Genomic DNA, 16,630 nt, shown 5'->3' with positions numbered 1-16,630 from the left:
TCAGAGACGGGCTGACAGCACGCGGCAAAAGGCGTCTATTTCCTGCTCCGCGTTGTAGTAATGCACCGATGCCCGGTTTACATCCGGCAAACCGCGCTTTGAGAAATCAAGCTGGTTGACCTGGTGTCGTACCACCGAGGTGTTGATGTGATGTTCGCGCAGATATTGATGCACAGCGGACGCATCTTTGCCGTCACAACTAAAGGTGACGATGCCGCTGAGTTTTTCTCCCTGCTCATGAACTTCAACGCCTGGCATCTGCCTGAGTTTCTCGCGCAGCAATGAAGCCAGCAGGCGAATCCTGTCTTCAATAATATTCATGCCCAGATCACAGGCATAGTCAGCGGCAACGCCCAGGGCTATTTTGCCGGCAACGTAGTGTTCCCAGTTCTCAAAGCGACGTGCATCGTCCCTGAACTTGAAGCTGTCTTTTCGCGTCCAGCTTGCCGACTGCAAGTCAGCACTGGGTGGTTCCAGATAATCCTGAGTACTTTGCCGGACATACATGAACCCGGTGCCACGCGGACCGCGCAGGTATTTGCGGCCACTGCCGGTAAGCATGTCGCAACCAATATCATCCACGTTCAGGTCTATCTGGCCGACTGACTGACAGGCATCCAGCAAATAAAAGATCCGATGTTTGCGGGCTATTTTTCCGACTTCGGCAGCCGGGTGGATAACGCCGGACTGACTGGGGACATGCGTCAGAGCGATCAGGCGGACATCTTCATCAAGCTTCTGTTGCAGCGTTTGCAGACAAATATGGCCGTTGCTGTCGTTGGGAATGACCTCAACACGAATATTCCGGGTTTTGGCCAGGTGCAACAGGGTCATATAATTACTGGCATATTCTGACTGGCCGGTAATGATACGGTCACCATGCACCAGAGGGATTGCCTGCAGCAGCAGGGTCCAGGCCCGGGTTGCGTTTTCCATGTAGGCGATTTCGCGCGGGTTGCAGCCCAGCAGGCGACCAAAGGCATGATAAAAGTTGTCTTGCGCGCTCAGGCTGGCCTCACCTGCCTCATAACCACCCACGCGCTGTTCAAGCAGCAGATGTTCGAACAGCGCGTCGCTGACCGGTTGTGGCGACAAGGCAGCGCCGGCGTTATTAAAATGAATCAGATCGTGGCAGGCTGGTGTGTGAGCACGCAACAGATCTGTATTCATGGCCTGACTCCTGATGGCACGTCATGGCTCGGCTAAGCCAGTTTGATCGCACGCCCGTGATTGTAAACTTCGACCAGCTGTTTGTGCATGGCTTTAATGGCTTTAGTGTAGTCTTCCTCATCCAGCACAAACTGAATGTCGACCTGCCGCATGCACTGATGCACACCCAGAATGTCGACACCGGCATCTGCCAGTGCCTGGGCGCTTCGAGCCAGCATGCCCGGTATTTTCAGATCACTACCGATGGCGGACACGATGCACACTTTGCGCACATTGATCTCGGCGCCGGGAAACAGATCGCCGAGACTGGCCTGAATACGTTTCACCGTTTTCAGATTGGCAGACAGGTAGTGCGTGATGGTGTTGGCATTGAGGTCCTTGTTGATGACCTGTGCCTTGAAGCGGGTGATCTGTGCCAGGAACTGTTTCTCGTAGTGAGAAAGGTCGCCCACCATATCCTGGTCAAACAGCTCGATAGCGTACACACCGATACGTCCGGCAATGATTTCCACGCAGGCAGAGTCACTGACATAGTCGCGAGTGATCAGTGTGCCGCCATGTTCGGGTTCAAAGGTGTTTTTTACCCGCAAATGGATGTTCTGCTGACGCAGGCCTTTTGCCGCCCGGGGGTGGATCGCCTCCATGCCCAGATTGGCCAGTTGGTCGGCAACATCGTAATTGGTTCGACCGATGGGAACGGCATTGTCTGCGCCGACAACGCCAGGGTCGGCGCTGCTGAGGTGGAACTCCTTGTGGATGATGGCTTCGCGTGCCCCCGTCAGAACAGCGATTCGGCTGAATATCATTTCACTGTAGCCGCGATCGAAAATGGCCATCAGGCCGCCCTCGCAATGGCTATAACCTGTGGTGACAGGCAGTTCCGTGCTTAAATCGATATCCTTGAAGGCATGGCTGATATTTTCATCCAGTGAGTACTGCTGGGTGCTGGCCCAGCCAGACAGGTCTACGAAGCGCGCGTTGATACCATTAAGCTGCAGGAGCCGGCTGGTATTATAGGCGCTGTGGATTTCGCCCAGGCTGGCAAGCATTTCCCGGATCGTCTGTATGTAGTCGTTCAGGGCAAAGTGGCCGTGCTGGCACAGACTGGAGACATCCTGCAGCACATGTTCGGCATCGTCCAGCCGGCCCATGATAAAGTCATTGGCGTCTTTCAGGTGCTCTTCTTTCTGGTCTGCAAACAGTTCGCTGTTGATCTCAAGTATGCGTGTGCGCACGGCTGCCATGGCGTCGCGCCAGCTTTGCGGTTCTTCCGCATCGGAAAATAGCGCGAAGATGCCGGGCTGGCCGGTCTTTTTGTGTTCCAGCAGCATGTTGGTGATGCCGGAATAGGCGGAGACCACAAAAATGCGTTGATAATAATTCCCCTGCAACGCCGGATTCATAAAAATATTCTTTTTGACGGCGTCAAACTGGCTCATTGAGGTACCGCCGATCTTCTCGACGGTGTGCTGGAGATGCGTGTCTGATGCTTGCGCGTCTGTCATTGCGAGTCCTGTGGTTTGGGGATGAATAAGGTCAGGATCAGCGCTGAGCTGATCAAAACGGGCGCAATTATAGCGCAAAGGCGAGGCGATTTCATGTCTGCCCCACGCTCGCGGCCAATGGCGGGTTATTCAAGTATGTGGAAGTAGACGTAGTGGGCGTCCGGGTCCTGCGGTACAGGGTAGCCAATTTCGGCCAGAGTGATGCTGTGGAACAGCTTTTTGTGACGATCACACAGGGAGTTAAAGATGACTTCCTGAATGATCAGGATATTGTAGTGAGTCAGTCCAAGCAGGCTCGCCTGCTGGCGAATAATATCCGAGATCATTGGGTTCTTGCGCATCTCTTCATAGCGATAGGCCTGGACCAGCGCATCGCCAAACATGTCGTAGGAGCGAATGCCGCTGCTCTGGAAGGTGCCCTGCACCGAATTGTAGGCCAGGCCCATTGCCGCCTTGATGGGATAACCGTAGGCAAATTTATCAACCTCGGTGTTGAACGCACGAAACATGAGCAGAGCCGTTTCCACGGCATGGTCAGCCAGCGTATCTTTCTGGTCAGTCAGAAACGGGTAGCCGATAGCGCTGATGAATCCATCCCCGGTTTCTTTCAGGCGGAATGCACGCGACTGCAGTGGGTTGTGCTGGTACCCCATCATGCAGATCTGCGAAAATGCCCGGAATATCTCGAGAAAGAAAGACTGTGTGCGCTCGTGCTTGATGGCGCTTGAATTCTGAACATCAAATACATTGATGATGGCTTCGCTCTTGGCCACCGGCATGGTGTCTTCAAGCTGGTCGCCGGCCTTGATGCGGGCGAGCTGGTGGGGATATACCAGCTTGGACAGTTGTTTGTACAGGTGCTGACGGGTGTCGGCATCAATCGACTTGTAGTAAAACCGGGTCTGGATACGGCGGAAGAAGATCCAGCTGACGATTATGCCGCCCAGATAACCCTGAACAAACTGCATGGCATTGATCGACAGATACTGGGGGTTTATCAGGTAAATCAGCATTGCCGCCAGCAACATGAACACGGTGTTACGGCTTAGCGTCACGGTAAAGGAAGCGTGGTAGGAAAAGGCCGTTGTCATCAGGATGACAAAATTTATCTGGCCCGAGAGTGCCAGAAATGTGTCCGACTGATCCACTGTGTTCATGTCTGGCGCAAATACATAGCTGAGTGACTGACAGAAGCCGATCAGGATACCCAGCAGAAATATGTCGAGTATGGTGCGGGCGTGTTTATCCAGTCGGGAAAAGATCAGTGATGCCCAGGGGTAGAAAAAGATCAGCAGTATTGGCAGGACATAAGCCAACAGGGCTTTGTTGGCCATGGGGTTGTCGGCCGCCCGGAGGCTGAGCCAGGTAAAGATTGATGAGGCAATCAGCAACAGGGCTGCGGTTTTTCCTGGCCAGTTGCGAAGCGCCCGCGAAGCGTCATCACGCAGCTCGTCCCTGAATTCATCAAGGTGTTCCTTGCAGTACGCCGAATATTTATCAAAGTTCATGTTGTTATGGGTCGTTATGGATCTGTGATAAAGGTTGTCATGTGAACGGTCGGCGTATTGGGAATGCCAGCAACGTTGAGTCCGCCTGCGTCTGACCCGGCTCGCGATTTGGGATCTGTACCAATATCTGCGAGTGCCACGATTATACAGATTTAGCTCCGATCAGCAATTGCGTAGGACAATGCCTGCGTGTATAAAAGCGGTTATACCCTTTTTCTGGCCGATGGAGTTTTGCTGCATGTTTTCCTTGTTTGTGTTTTCGGTTTATCTGCTTATCGTGATTAGTCTGTTGTGGGGAAGGCTGCGTTTCTTCAAGGTCAACGCCGGCACGCCGACACTTGCGGCCTGGATGTATGATCTGGCTGTGGCCGTGCAGATGATATTGACGGCGTACTATTTCTTTAGTGTGACGGATGTCACAAAACTTATGTTAGGGATTTGCCTGCTATTGTATCTGTTCTCTCTGGTGCTATTCTGGTGGGCAATTTTTACTGCGAAGTCACTCGACTTTGCTTTTAGTAATCATGTGGGGAGTATTGTGACAACAGGTCCTTTTGGTCTGTTCAGGCACCCGTTCTACGTCTCGTATATTGTCGCCTGGTCAGGCAGTACCCTGCTTTTCAATACCCCGCTGTTGTGGATAACATTGATTTACCTGGTCGCCTTTTACACACTTTCCGCCCGGAAGGAGGAAAGGTTGATCCTGAAGAGCACGCAAGCTGAGCAGTACCAACACTACCAACAACATGTAGGCATGTTCCTACCGAGGATAAAAAAATGGAAGCAATTAAATTCAAAACATTGACCAACGACCACGACATTGACATGTTTCTGAGCCGGTTTGAGAGTTATGTTGGTGTCAAGTTGCCGTATGACTACGCGCAACGCAGCACCTTCGTTGCCGGCTTCAAAGGTAGTGAAATGGTGGGCGGCTACATGCTTGTTACCAAACCCGAATTCCGTAGCCTGATGTTTGTACCTGATGCTGTCCGGGAAGAACATGAGTTTTTCAGGAACGACAGTTACGATATGATGGAGATTAATGGCGTCTGGATGAGTGCCTCGTTGAAAACGGCTTCCGAGCAATTCGGTATCTGGCTGAGACTGATCCTTGACGCCTTCAAGTGCCGTAAGCAATATGTGTTGCTGATGGCGAACCAGCGCAATCTCAATATTCGTCATGTTCATGCCATGACTGGGGCAAAGGATATTTATGAAGGCGAGCCCATGCTGATGGCTGGCGAAAAGAGTCATTCAACAATACGGGTCAGTTATACCACGCGCTGGTCTTTGCTGATGAATGTGCCGCGTTACTGGTTTGAATACAAGAGCCGTGAGCGTCGTTTTCATCGCCGCCTGAAGCAGCGAGCCTACTCCCGGGTAACTGCCGCCAAGGCCTGATATTGCAGGCTCAGCAAAAGTGCTTGTTGGTGCTTGATGGTTGTTGATTGATGTCTGGTATATGGATTGTTGGAGTGAAGGGTGACTCGCGAACCCGTCCCGCGCGCACGCGCACGGGTTCGCTTGTACCGGAGCCAGACAATGATTATGATTACCTGCATAGCCACAGTGACACGCGCAGGGGGAAGACATCTTGAATCAGGACAAGGTAAAACGGCTGCTTGAGGAACTCCGCACGGAGTTATCCAATACAGACTCGCTGGACGCGGATACGCGCAGACTCGCTGAAAAAGTGGATAACGACATCGACGATCTGGTTGAGTCCTCGCAGCCGAACAGTCGGGAGCTGGATGATGCAATAGCACTGGAAGCCCGGTTCGCGGCATCACACCCGGTTGCTGAGCGCATCATGCGCGAGTTGATTGCAACCCTAAGTCGAATCGGCGTTTAGCGGCGACTGGCTGTAGCTCAGGCCTCAGGCGCGGGCAAACCGGGTCACCAGTTGTTCCAGCACAACCCAGGGCGGCACAGGGTGCATGCCTTTGACCGCGAGATCAACTGTTCGCACGTGTTGTAATAATTGCAGAGTCGTGGCCGGCTTTAGCCTGCGTAATGCCCTGTCAGTCATGGCCTGTTTGTTCTTCCACACCTGATGGCTTTGATAAACTGCCGCTTGTGCTTCGCCACGCTGCAGCCGGCTGCCCATTTCTGTCAGCTGTCTCAGTTCCTTGCCCAGCATCGCTGTGATCATCAAAGCTTCCGAGCCTTCATCGCGCATCCTGCGCAATGTCTTGACCGCGCGTTGCGCATTTCCATCCAGGCACGCATCGACGAGGCCAAATATGTTATAGCGAGCGTTGTCGGCAACACTCCGGGCGATATGCTCGGCCGTGATCTGCGCGTTTTTGCCAAATTGCAGGCTTAGCTTCTCGATCTCCTGGTCAGCCGCCAGCAAATTGCCCTCAATTCGATCGGACAGCAGCTGAACCGCAGCGGCATCGGCCTGCAGCGAGTGATGTTGCATACGTTGATGTATCCAGCGGGGCAGTCGTGACGTGTCTACAGGGTAGATCTGTACGACCAGAGAGGCTGCTTCCAGTTTCCGAAACCACTGGGTTTTGGTGCTGGCCGCCTCGATCTTTGGGCTGGTCATCAGCAAAATGTTGTCGGGCGATGGATCGTCGAGACAGCTTTGCAGGATTTTACGAGATGCATCATCCATCTTGCTGTTCTTCAACCTGAGCTCAATGAGCTTTTTGTCGGAGAATAAAGACATGCTGTTATTGGCATTGACCAGCTCGCGCCAGTCAAACGTGTTATCCACGTCATGCAGTTCACGCTCGTTGAACCCCTGCTGCCGACATCGTTGTCTCACCAGGTCAGAGGCTTCCCGCATCTGCAGGGGTTCGTCGCCGCTTAGCCAGATCATGGCAGGGAGGTTTTTTGTGAGCTGTGCTTCCAGCTGGTCCAGGTATATTTTCATGTCAGGTGATCACACTAGAGGTTGAGTGCCTGGAGTTGTCGCAGCATCTGCTCTGCCATGGTGCGGCGCATGTCTTCAAGTGCCAGCTCGCGAGCATTGTTGCTGCCGCTGATATTGGCGGTGTCTTCGTAGAAAGTGCCACGCGTGGTGATGGTCTCAGGGCCACCAATGAGCGTGCCGCCCTGATAGAGAGTGGCATCTACACTCAACAACAGTTCGTATTGTCCAGCGCCGGCCCGCGTATTGAGGCTGATTGTGCGCTGCTCCAGTGTTTCGGGACTGAGCGCCAGCGCATAACCATTGCCAATGGACGTGATGTCACTGCTGCTGACGGGTTCTGGTACCGAAACGCCATTGGTGCGCAACGTCTCTGCCAGTACGTCTGCCAGAGGATAAAAGCCTGACGGCTGAATGATGCTCATCTGATCAAATGACAGCGCTGCCTGACCGCCGCCGCGCAGGGCAAAACCACAGGCGCTAAGCATCGCTGCTGTTAAAAACGATACCAGCAGCAGCGTTAGAGACCTGCGACGTGTTTGCGCGACTGACATCAGCCCACCACAATGTTGATGAGCTTGCCTGGTACCACAATGACTTTGCGCAGGCTTTTGCCGTCAGTGAATTTCTGCACATTGGCATCAGCCAGGGCAAGGCTCTGCAGCGTATCCCGGTCAGTATCCTTGGCGACATCCAGTTTCCCGCGCAATTTGCCGTTGACCTGAATCACCAGCTGTATCTGATCCTGTTCCAGTGCGCTCTGGTCAACCGTGGGCCAGGGGCTATCGATGATCGCATCCTGATGCCCCAGGTGCTGCCACAGCACGTGACAGAAATGCGGCACGATAGGGGACAGCGTCAGCAGTACGACTTCCAGTGCTTCGTGCACAATACTGTTGTTCAGTGTCGAGTCGGCGTCCTCAGGCTGCACATTGTCATCCTGGAATTTATTGACGGCATTGACCAGTTCCATGACGGCAGCGACCGCGGTATTAAAGGTCTGCCGTCGGCCGTAATCATCTGCCACTTTCTGCAGTGTGCTGTGAATCTTGAAACGCAACTGCTTCTGTTCAGCCGACAATGTCTGCTTGTCGACCGGGACAAGGTTGCCTGCGTCATGGGCGCTCATTGTTCGCCACAGCTTGCGAAGAAACCGGGCACTGCCCTCAACGCCACTGTCGGACCATTCCAGGGACTGATTGGGCGGTGCCGCGAACATGGTAAACAGACGCACGGTATCGGCACCATAGTGCTCAATCAGCGTTGCCGGTTCTACTGTGTTGCCCTTTGATTTGGACATCTTGGTGCCATCTTTCAACACCATGCCCTGGGTCAGCAGACGTTTGAACGGTTCGTCGGAACCGATCAGCCCTTCGTCCCGCATCAGTTTATGGAAAAAGCGTGCGTACAACAGGTGCAGGATGGCGTGTTCGATACCACCGATATACTGATCTACCGGCAGCCAGTAGTCAGCGCGCTTATCCAGCATGCCGGTTTTAAGATCGTGACTGGTGTAGCGCGCGTAGTACCAGGATGACTGTATAAAGGTATCAAAGGTATCGGTTTCGCGTTCAGCATCGGCGCCGCAACTTGGGCAGCGGGTCTGATAAAATTCCGGCATCTTTTTGATGGGAGAGCCGGAGTCGGTAAAATTGACATCTTCCGGCAGAATCACGGGCAGGTCAGATTCCGGTACCGGCACAGCGCCGCAGGCAGCACAGTTAATAATCGGTATCGGTGAGCCCCAGTAACGCTGTCGGGAAATACCCCAGTCGCGCAGGCGGAAGTTGACGGTCTTCTTGCCTTTGCCGCGCTCGCGTAACCAGCTCTCAATACTGTCGAAAGCCTGCTCGAAGGTGAGGCCGTCGAACTCGCCGGAATTGATCAGGATGCCCTTGTCTGTGAATGCTTTTTCATTCAGGTCACAACTTACATCGGCGCTGGCCGGCTTAACGACCTGACGAATGTCGAGGCCATATTTGCGCGCGAATTCATAATCACGCTGGTCGTGGCCCGGTACCGCCATGACGGCGCCAGAGCCGTAGGCCATCAGTACAAAATTGGCAACATAGACAGGCACAGAATCGCCGCTGATCGGATGCACGGCCTTGAACCCGGTGTCCATGCCCAGTTTTTCCATGGTCGCCATGTCGGCTTCGGCCACTTTGATATGACTTTGCTGCTCGATAAAGTCGGCGATGGCAGGATCGCTGGCGGCAGCCTCTGTAGCCAGCGGGTGTTGTGGCGCCACGGCGACGTAGGTCACGCCCATCAAAGTATCCGGGCGTGTGGTATACACACTTAGCTCATCATCGCGGCCTTCGACACCAAAGCTCAGTTCAACGCCTTCCGAGCGACCAATCCAGTTGGCCTGCATGGTGCGGACTTCGGTCGGCCAGCCATCAAGGGTATCGATATCGTCCAGCAGTTCCTGGGCGTAGTCGGTAATACGGATAAACCACTGTGGTATTTTACGGCGCTCCACAACAGCGCCGGATCGCCAGCCACGCCCATCAACAACCTGCTCGTTGGCCAGAACTGTCTGGTCGATGGGATCCCAGTTCACCTCGGCTTCTTTTTTGTAAACCAGTCCTTTTTCAAACAGGCGGGTAAAGAACCATTGCTCCCAGCGATAGTAGTCCGGGTGGCAGGTGGCAAGCTCCCGGCTCCAGTCGTAAGCGTAGCCCAGTTGTTTGAGTTGCTTGCGCATGTAATCGATATTGCTCCAGGTCCAGGCGGCCGGGGCGGTCTTGCGCTGCATGGCAGCGTTTTCGGCGGGCAGCCCAAATGCGTCCCAGCCCATGGGTTGCAGGACGTTTTTGCCCTGCATGCGCTGGAAGCGCGCGATCACATCGCCGATCAGGTAGTTGCGCACGTGCCCCATGTGCAGATGGCCACTGGGATAGGGGAACATGGACAGGCAGTAGAATTTTTCCTTGTTGTCGTCTTCAATCGCTTTGAAGGATTGATGACTGTCCCAGTATTGCTGAGCCTGTGCTTCGACTTCCTGTGGCTGATATTGCGTTTCGCTAGTTGTGCTCATGAATGTTCGTGTTTCCCTGATAGGTCTGATGCGATAAGTCGGATGTCAATAAACCTGCCGTGTATGTTTCAACCGTCAATATTGTCGCCGGCTGGCGGAGTGTCCAGCAGCGTCAGTTTCAGCAGGCGTACCTGCCGGCTGTCGGCATTTAATACGGTAAACAGGAAAGTACCGATAATGATGGTTTCATCCCGTTCCGGAATGTGTCGCAGATGCTGCAATACCAGGCCACCCACGGTGTCGGCGTCATCGTCACTGAACTCAGTGCCAAAGTGTTCGTTGAACTCTTCGATCGGAGTCAGTGCCTTGACGATGTACTGGTTGTCATCGAATTTCTTGATGTAGCTCTCATCATCGACATCATACTCATCATCGATTTCACCAACAATCTGTTCAAGAATATCCTCAATGGTGACCAGGCCACAGACCACTCCGTACTCGTCGATTACCACGGCCATATGGTTACGGGTTTCGCGGAACTCGCGTAACAGCACGTTAAGTCGTTTGCTCTCCGGTACACAGGTCGCCGGGCGCATGATGTCTTTCAGGTTGAAGCGCTCGGCATTGTCTGCCAGTGCCAGCGGCAACAGATCTTTGGCCAGCAGGATGCCGATAACCTGATCAGGGTTCTCGCCGGTGACCGGGAAGCGTGAGTGCGCTGCCTCGACCACGATGTCGAGAATTTCCTGCAAGGACTGACGTATCGATACCGTCACCATCTGCGAGCGCGGAATCATGATTTCCCGCACCTGCATCTGGGATACCTGCAGCGCGCCTTCGATAATGCTGAGGGCCTCGGCATCAAGCACCTGGTCCTGTTCGGCATTGCGTAGCAAGGTCAACAGACTTTTGGTATCTGTTGGTTCGTCAGAAAAGACCTGAACGATGCGTTCCAGCCAGGAACGCTGCCTGGGCTCTGTACTCGGTGGTTCCTCAGTCATGCCTGAAATGTTCTCCGGTATTTAAATTTGTGAATTGCTGCTGTCAAGATACTGAGCTGCGCTGATATCAGGATGAAGTGTAAGGATTACTGAATCCCAGGGTGTCCAGTATCCGGACTTCCAGTGCTTCCATCCGTTCCGCATCCTGCTCGTCGACATGGTCGTATCCCTTTAGATGCAGAATGCCATGGACAACCATATGCGCCCAGTGCGCTGTACCCGATTTGTTCTGTTGGTGTGCTTCCTGATTGACAACGGTTGCACAGATTACCAGATCCCCCAGAGGAATCTCGTCCATTTGTGTCAACAATGTATCCGGTAACTCGCAGCCAAACGACAGCACATTGGTGGCATTGTCTTTGTCGCGATAACGCTGGTTCAGAGCAGCCGACTCATTGCTGTCGACAATGCGAATACTGAGCGACGCTGGTTTGTCCTCGTTGTTATCAGCACTGCTGGCTGTTCGCAGCGTCTGCAGGGTGGTGGCAGCCCAATGCTGGAAATGCCCGGCGTCGGGAATGTCAGCGTCGCTACTGTCATTGATCAGGTCAGTTATCACGGTCATGGCTTGAGTTGCTGTCGTGATTCAGGGAGGTGATGGTGTTTTTGCGTTCATATTCATCGTAAGCCTCCACAATTTTCTGTACCAGCGAATGGCGCACCACATCTTTGGAATCGAAGAAACTGAAACCAATGCCCTGTACGTTATGCAACACCTTCAGGCCATGCACCAGGCCGGACCGGGTGCCCTTGGGCAGATCTATCTGGGTGACATCGCCGGTGATGACCGCTGTTGAGCCAAACCCGATACGCGTCAGAAACATTTTCATCTGTGACACAGTTGTATTCTGACTTTCATCCAGAATAATAAAGGCCCCGTTGAGCGTGCGACCGCGCATATAGGCCAGCGGCGCCACTTCGATGACATTTTTCTCGATCAGACGGGTAACCTTTTCGAAGCCCAGCATTTCATACAGGGCGTCGTACAGCGGGCGCAGGTAAGGATCAATCTTTTGTGACAGGTCACCTGGCAAAAAGCCGAGTTTTTCGCCAGCTTCGACGGCGGGCCGCACCAGCAATACGCGTTTGACCTTGTCCTGCAACAGGGCTTCCACGGCGCATGCCACGGCGAGGTAGGTTTTGCCGGTGCCGGCGGGGCCGATGCCAAAATTGATGTCGAGGGCGCGGATGGATTCAACATACTGGCGTTGATGCTTGCCACGAGGCTTGACCGAGCTCTGTGGCGTCTTGATCAATACCGCCTTGAAATTGTCTTCAATCTCCTGCGAAGGAGCCCCGTCAGACTGCTCATCGCCGCTGTCGGGCTGGAAACCGGACTCTTTCAAGGTCAGATGCACCATGTCCGGCGTGATCACCGAGCCATCAGACGTGGTCTGATACAGGGATTCAAGTACGCGCGCGCCTTCACTCACGGCGGGCGCGCTGCCCGTGAGCTGCACAACACTGCCGCGTTGGCGGATTTCCAGCGTCAGCGCCTTTTCAATCTGGTGAATATTTTCATTCAGGTGTCCGCACAGATTGGCCAGACGAAGGGCGTTTTCCGGTGCCAGAGTGAGCTGCTGGGTCTGTTTTTCGGTAACCATGAAGCTGGGGTCATACCTCCGGTCAGTCCTGCGCGGGTTGTAGCGCCGACATGACAATGCGTCAGAATCGAATGATGTCAGCCAATGTGTACGTTAAGGCCAGTGGGATCAGTATAGTGCAAGTTAAAGTTCACCTGCCAGTGAGTTGGGGAATGCTTCCACAATCTTCACATCAACAAATGAGCCTTCCAGAGACAGGTCGTCACAACGGAAGTTTACCACCCGGTTGTTCTCGGTGCGGCCCCGCATCATGTCATCACCGCGTTTGGAGGCGCCGCTGACCAGAATGCGCTGGGTACTGCCAACCATGCCTTCGCTGATCGCCGCTGCCTGACGCAGGATTTGCGCCTGCAATACTGCCAGACGGTGCTTCTTCTCCTGCTCACTGGTGTTATCGGGCAGGTCGGCAGCCGGTGTCCCGGGACGTTGACTGTAAATGAAGCTGAAGGAGTGGTCATAACCGACGTCAATGATCAGGTTCATGGTGTCTTCAAAGTCTTTCTGGGTCTCGCCCGGAAAGCCGATAATAAAATCCGAGGACAGGCTGATGCCGGGCCGTATCGCCTTCAGTTTGCGGATGATGGATTTGTACTCCAGCGCGGTGTGGCCGCGCTTCATGGCCGCCAGAATGCGATCGGAGCCGCTTTGTACCGGTAAATGAAGGTGACTGACCAGTTCCGGCACCAGACCGTACATGTCTATCAGTGAGGCATTGAACTCCACCGGATGTGAGGTTGTATACCGGATGCGGTCGATGCCTTCGATGGCGGCAATATACTGCACCAGAGTGGCCATGTTGACGATCTGGCCATCGTGACTGAGGCCACGATAGGCGTTAACGTTCTGGCCCAGCAGGTTGATTTCACGCACGCCCTGACCGGCCAGATGAACCGCTTCGGCGAGCACATCGTCCAGCGGTCGGCTGACCTCTTCGCCACGTGTGTAGGGTACAACGCAGAACGAGCAGTATTTGCTGCAGCCTTCCATGATGGTGAGGAAGGCTTCGCAGCTTGATGCTTTGGGTTCGGGCAGGCGATCAAACTTTTCGATTTCCGGGAAACTGATGTCGACCACCGGGCCTTTGCCGCCTGAGGCATTGAGCATATCAGGCAGTTTGTGCAGGGTCTGTGGGCCGAATACCACATCGACGTAAGGTGCGCGTTTGCCAATGGCGGCGCCTTCCTGGCTGGCGACACACCCGCCCACGGCAATTTTCACACCCGGTCGCGCTTCTTTCAGGGCGCGCCAGCGGCCCAGTTGATGGAAAACCTTCTCCTGAGCTTTTTCGCGGATGGAGCAGGTGTTGAGCAGCAGAATATCGGCTTCTTCCGGCGTGTCGACCAGGTCAGCCTGCTGTGACTCGCGCAACAGATCCAGCATGCGCGATGAATCATATTCGTTCATCTGGCAGCCATGGGTCTTGATAAAGACTTTTTTGCGCGGTGCGCTCTGATCAATGGTTGTCATATCGAATCCGGAAAACGTCGAAAAGCCGCCGATTATAACAGCAAATTGCGGTGGATGCTGTATCTGAGGGGTGGGTTTGAGCTACAATACCCGGTCACAAAACGCCAGCAGCGCAAACTCCAGCCATGCGCACGGCGCGCACCATTTTTTATGCGCGCGACGTATGCGCTCTATTTATTCGCATTATTTAATTGCACTACGTAAAGAGTACCAAGCACCATGGCCAGTCGCCAGGAAATCTACCGCATCACCTTTCTCAACAAGGGCAAAGTCTACGAAGTCTTTGCCCGCCAGGTATACCAGAGCGAGCTCTATGGCTTCATCGAGGTAGAGGAATTCCTGTTTGATGAGCGTAGCCAGATGGTAGTGGATCCCAGCGAAGAAAAGCTGAAAATGGAGTTTCAGGACGTCAAACGCAGTTTTATACCCCTACAGGCCATTCTGCGGATCGATGAAGTCGAGAAAACCGGCGTCGCAAAAATCTCCAGCGGCGACAATATCATGCCGTTTCCCGTGCCTGGTTTTGGTACCCGCAACCTGAGCGATACCTGACCACCGGTATTGTCCTGTAGGCTCCTTACCCTGTTCAGTTCGGGTTCAGGGGGGCTGTTCTATAAACCTTGTTGAGAATTCAGCAATGTGGAGGAACAGCGAATGAAACCGCGAATGAGTAAAAAAACGCTTCTGATGGCAGCAGCGCTGATAGGCGCGCTGACCACTTCTCAGGCCTTTGCCGATCACGGCCGCCGGGTCGTGGTTCGCGAGGCGCACTACGCGGCGCCGATACTGACTTATCACAGCGGTCCGGTGTCAGTTTATGTCGGTTCAGCGCACAACACCCAGGTCATTACCACGACGCATAGGCCATCGTACTGGCGCACGTCTCATGATCACCGCAACTACCGTAAGCATCATGGTCATCAGGACTCTTATGGGCGTCATCATGGTCGTGACCATAAAAAAAGTCACAAACGCAATGACGGGCACTATGGTAGCCGTCACCACAGTGACTACCGATATTCGGGATACCATCGTATGCCGTCGCGGGGAAGCTGGTCTGATGGGCGTCGGGAGGTCATTTACGTGGACAAAGATGCACGCAAGCGATCCAACTATCGTCGAGTTGAACGCAACAGCGTGGTGATTCGGGAGCGCCGCCGCTAGTCTCGGCGACGCTTTCCGAATGGTGCTGGCAAACGCTACTGGTCCAGTGTGGCCAGTTCCACGCAAAGTACAAAAACCTGCATGGCCTCGTCGATCTCGCTCAGACTGGGGAAGGACGGGGCCAGCCGGATATTGCTGTTGGCCGGATCTTTCTTGTATGGCCAGGTAGATCCGGCCGGCGTCAGTTTGACACCTGCGCCTGCGCACAGCTTGACAACTTTGTCAGCGAGGCCGGGCTGGGTATCAAAAAGCACAAAATAACCACCCGCGGGTCGGGTCCATGTGCCCAACGGCTGGCCATTATGGGTTTTACCGGCCAGACCTTCCTCCAGGTGCTTGAGCACCAGTTCGAATTTTGGCTGCAGAATTTCCCGGTGTGCCTGCATCAATGCGCGCAGCGTCGGCATGTCTTTAAGGAAGCGCATGTGGCGCAGCTGATTGACCTTGTCGGGGCCTATGGTCGCAATGCCCAGCAGGTCTACAAAGCCGGCAATGTTGCTCTCCGAGCTTGCCATGAAAGAAATGCCGGCACCGGCAAAGGTTATTTTTGAGGTTGAGCCGATGACCACGGCGTTGTCCAGGGTGCCGTACTGCTCACTCAGCGCCAGCAGATTAGCCAGTTCGGGTGGATTCTCCACCAGATGATGCTCCGCGTACGCGTTGTCCCAGATGATACGAAAATTGGGGCCGGCAATCTTGCCCAGCCGGGCAAAGCGGTCGACGACCTCGTCAGAATAGACCACGCCGTTCGGATTGGCGTATTTTGGCACGCACCAGATGCCCTTGATCAGCGGGTCAGCGCGCAGCAGGGACTCCACCTGATCCATGTCGGGACCGTCTGCATCCATGCTCACCGGAATCATGTCTATGCCCAGGGTTTCGCAAATGCTGAAGTGGCGGTCATAACCGGGCGAGGGGCACAGAAACTTGATCTTGCCAGCCGTGCCGGCTTCTTCCTTCCAGGCCATGGCGCCAGCGTTGACGCCATGAAAATAAGCATTGGTCACAACCTGATACATCAGTTGCAGGGAGCTGTTGCCGCCGACCAATACCTGGGACGGTTTGGCGCCGAGATAGTCGGCAGCGAACTGACGTGCTTCAGGAAGCCCCAGTGCGCCACCGTAGTTGCGCGCATCGGTGCCATCTGCACTCGCGTAGTTACCCTGTAGAATTCCATCCAGCGCGTCGCTCAAGGCGAGTTGCGCGGTCGCAGGTTTGCCCCGGGTCAGGTCGAGGTTGAGTTTTTTGGCCTTGATCTGTTCATACCGGTTTAACAGGTTCTGCTGTTGGGCTTGTAGGTCATTGCTGCTCAAGAGTAACTCCTTACTGACTCTGGCGGCGCATCAG

Annotated in this window: 16 protein-coding genes; 5 read left to right on the top strand and 11 right to left on the bottom strand. The window is 54.2% G+C overall.

Annotated elements, in window-relative coordinates; all coding sequences use genetic code 11:
- The 3 genes from PHACT_RS14405 to PHACT_RS14395 form a co-directional block, all read right to left on the bottom strand.
- Entirely contained in the window at window positions 1-1,170 is a 1,170-nt protein-coding gene (locus PHACT_RS14405) for an aminotransferase class V-fold PLP-dependent enzyme (protein ID WP_083264679.1), read from the bottom strand.
- 32 nt (window positions 1,171-1,202) lie between these two features.
- Window positions 1,203-2,675 carry an aspartate kinase gene (locus PHACT_RS14400; protein WP_070118989.1) on the bottom strand — a complete coding sequence of 491 codons (1,473 nt, stop codon included), beginning with the start codon at window positions 2,673-2,675 and terminating at the stop codon, window positions 1,203-1,205.
- Window positions 2,676-2,800: 125 nt separating this feature from the next.
- Window positions 2,801-4,183 carry a hypothetical protein gene (locus PHACT_RS14395; RefSeq protein WP_070118988.1) on the bottom strand — a complete coding sequence of 461 codons (1,383 nt, stop codon included), beginning with the start codon at window positions 4,181-4,183 and terminating at the stop codon, window positions 2,801-2,803.
- Window positions 4,184-4,421: 238 nt separating this feature from the next.
- On the opposite strand from PHACT_RS14395, the gene PHACT_RS14390 reads away from it, so the two are divergent.
- The 3 genes from PHACT_RS14390 to PHACT_RS14380 all read left to right on the top strand — a co-directional run bounded on the left by PHACT_RS14390 (window position 4,422) and on the right by PHACT_RS14380 (window position 6,035).
- Window positions 4,422-4,988, top strand: a complete 567-nt coding sequence (locus tag PHACT_RS14390; RefSeq protein ID WP_169819490.1) for a methyltransferase family protein — start codon at window positions 4,422-4,424, stop codon at window positions 4,986-4,988.
- Complete coding sequence (locus tag PHACT_RS14385) at window positions 4,961-5,584, top strand: hypothetical protein (RefSeq protein WP_070118986.1); 624 nt, start codon at window positions 4,961-4,963, stop codon at window positions 5,582-5,584. The genes PHACT_RS14390 and PHACT_RS14385 overlap by 28 nt, the downstream gene beginning before the upstream one ends.
- 193 nt (window positions 5,585-5,777) lie before the next feature.
- Window positions 5,778-6,035 (top strand): DUF4404 family protein, encoded by a 258-nt coding sequence (locus PHACT_RS14380; protein WP_070118985.1) that lies wholly within the window; start codon window positions 5,778-5,780, stop codon window positions 6,033-6,035.
- Between the two features lie 24 nt (window positions 6,036-6,059).
- On the opposite strand, the gene holA is transcribed toward PHACT_RS14380, so the two are convergent.
- From holA to miaB, 7 genes are all read right to left on the bottom strand, one after another.
- Window positions 6,060-7,067, bottom strand: a complete 1,008-nt coding sequence (holA, locus tag PHACT_RS14375) for a DNA polymerase III subunit delta (protein WP_070118984.1) — start codon at window positions 7,065-7,067, stop codon at window positions 6,060-6,062.
- A 14-nt stretch (window positions 7,068-7,081) separates the two neighbouring features.
- On the bottom strand, window positions 7,082-7,618 hold the full coding sequence (locus PHACT_RS14370; protein WP_070118983.1) for an LPS-assembly lipoprotein LptE: 537 nt from the start codon (window positions 7,616-7,618) through the stop codon (window positions 7,082-7,084).
- Window positions 7,618-10,107: a leucine--tRNA ligase gene (gene leuS / locus PHACT_RS14365; RefSeq protein WP_070118982.1), complete on the bottom strand. Its 2,490-nt coding sequence runs from the start codon at window positions 10,105-10,107 to the stop codon at window positions 7,618-7,620. The genes PHACT_RS14370 and leuS overlap by 1 nt, the downstream gene beginning before the upstream one ends.
- 68 nt (window positions 10,108-10,175) lie before the next feature.
- Window positions 10,176-11,048 (bottom strand): HlyC/CorC family transporter, encoded by an 873-nt coding sequence (locus tag PHACT_RS14360; protein ID WP_070118981.1) that lies wholly within the window; start codon window positions 11,046-11,048, stop codon window positions 10,176-10,178.
- Window positions 11,049-11,115: 67 nt separating this feature from the next.
- Window positions 11,116-11,613 (bottom strand): rRNA maturation RNase YbeY, encoded by a 498-nt coding sequence (ybeY, locus tag PHACT_RS14355; protein ID WP_070118980.1) that lies wholly within the window; start codon window positions 11,611-11,613, stop codon window positions 11,116-11,118.
- Window positions 11,597-12,652 carry a PhoH family protein gene (locus PHACT_RS14350; protein WP_070118979.1) on the bottom strand — a complete coding sequence of 352 codons (1,056 nt, stop codon included), beginning with the start codon at window positions 12,650-12,652 and terminating at the stop codon, window positions 11,597-11,599. Before PHACT_RS14350 ends, ybeY begins: the two co-directional genes overlap by 17 nt.
- A 123-nt stretch (window positions 12,653-12,775) precedes the next feature.
- Window positions 12,776-14,119, bottom strand: coding sequence for a tRNA (N6-isopentenyl adenosine(37)-C2)-methylthiotransferase MiaB (gene miaB, locus PHACT_RS14345; RefSeq protein WP_070118978.1), 1,344 nt, complete (start codon window positions 14,117-14,119; stop codon window positions 12,776-12,778).
- 219 nt (window positions 14,120-14,338) lie between these two features.
- Here miaB and PHACT_RS14340 point away from each other — a divergent pair, with 219 nt between their 5' ends.
- Together PHACT_RS14340 and PHACT_RS14335 are read left to right on the top strand one after the other, a co-directional pair.
- Complete coding sequence (locus PHACT_RS14340) at window positions 14,339-14,671, top strand: DUF1820 family protein (protein ID WP_070118977.1); 333 nt, start codon at window positions 14,339-14,341, stop codon at window positions 14,669-14,671.
- A 102-nt stretch (window positions 14,672-14,773) separates the two neighbouring features.
- Window positions 14,774-15,283 (top strand): hypothetical protein, encoded by a 510-nt coding sequence (locus tag PHACT_RS14335; protein ID WP_070118976.1) that lies wholly within the window; start codon window positions 14,774-14,776, stop codon window positions 15,281-15,283.
- 35 nt (window positions 15,284-15,318) lie between these two features.
- Here the strand turns inward: PHACT_RS14335 and PHACT_RS14330 are convergent, their stop codons facing one another.
- Complete coding sequence (locus PHACT_RS14330; RefSeq protein ID WP_070118975.1) at window positions 15,319-16,596, bottom strand: aminotransferase class I/II-fold pyridoxal phosphate-dependent enzyme; 1,278 nt, start codon at window positions 16,594-16,596, stop codon at window positions 15,319-15,321.
- Window positions 16,597-16,630: the final 34 nt, after the last annotated feature.

The organism is Pseudohongiella acticola (assembly GCF_001758195.1).
GTDB lineage: Bacteria > Pseudomonadota > Gammaproteobacteria > Pseudomonadales > Pseudohongiellaceae > Pseudohongiella > Pseudohongiella acticola.
This window is presented reverse-complemented; position numbering and strand designations above follow the sequence as displayed.

Excerpts from the sequence above, each read along its gene's own strand:
- ybeY (WP_070118980.1), bottom strand. The coding sequence starts at position 11,613 with ATGACCGTGATAACTGACCTGATCAATGACAGTAGCGACGCTGACATT.
- PHACT_RS14390 (WP_169819490.1), top strand. The coding sequence starts at position 4,422 with ATGTTTTCCTTGTTTGTGTTTTCGGTTTATCTGCTTATCGTGATTAGT.
- PHACT_RS14405 (WP_083264679.1), bottom strand. The coding sequence starts at position 1,170 with ATGAATACAGATCTGTTGCGTGCTCACACACCAGCCTGCCACGATCTG.
- miaB (WP_070118978.1), bottom strand. The coding sequence starts at position 14,119 with ATGACAACCATTGATCAGAGCGCACCGCGCAAAAAAGTCTTTATCAAG.
- PHACT_RS14335 (WP_070118976.1), top strand. The coding sequence starts at position 14,774 with ATGAAACCGCGAATGAGTAAAAAAACGCTTCTGATGGCAGCAGCGCTG.
- PHACT_RS14360 (WP_070118981.1), bottom strand. The coding sequence starts at position 11,048 with ATGACTGAGGAACCACCGAGTACAGAGCCCAGGCAGCGTTCCTGGCTG.
- PHACT_RS14400 (WP_070118989.1), bottom strand. The coding sequence starts at position 2,675 with ATGACAGACGCGCAAGCATCAGACACGCATCTCCAGCACACCGTCGAG.
- PHACT_RS14370 (WP_070118983.1), bottom strand. The coding sequence starts at position 7,618 with ATGTCAGTCGCGCAAACACGTCGCAGGTCTCTAACGCTGCTGCTGGTA.
- PHACT_RS14350 (WP_070118979.1), bottom strand. The coding sequence starts at position 12,652 with ATGGTTACCGAAAAACAGACCCAGCAGCTCACTCTGGCACCGGAAAAC.
- PHACT_RS14395 (WP_070118988.1), bottom strand. The coding sequence starts at position 4,183 with ATGAACTTTGATAAATATTCGGCGTACTGCAAGGAACACCTTGATGAA.
- PHACT_RS14385 (WP_070118986.1), top strand. The coding sequence starts at position 4,961 with ATGGAAGCAATTAAATTCAAAACATTGACCAACGACCACGACATTGAC.
- PHACT_RS14340 (WP_070118977.1), top strand. The coding sequence starts at position 14,339 with ATGGCCAGTCGCCAGGAAATCTACCGCATCACCTTTCTCAACAAGGGC.
- leuS (WP_070118982.1), bottom strand. The coding sequence starts at position 10,107 with ATGAGCACAACTAGCGAAACGCAATATCAGCCACAGGAAGTCGAAGCA.
- holA (WP_070118984.1), bottom strand. The coding sequence starts at position 7,067 with ATGAAAATATACCTGGACCAGCTGGAAGCACAGCTCACAAAAAACCTC.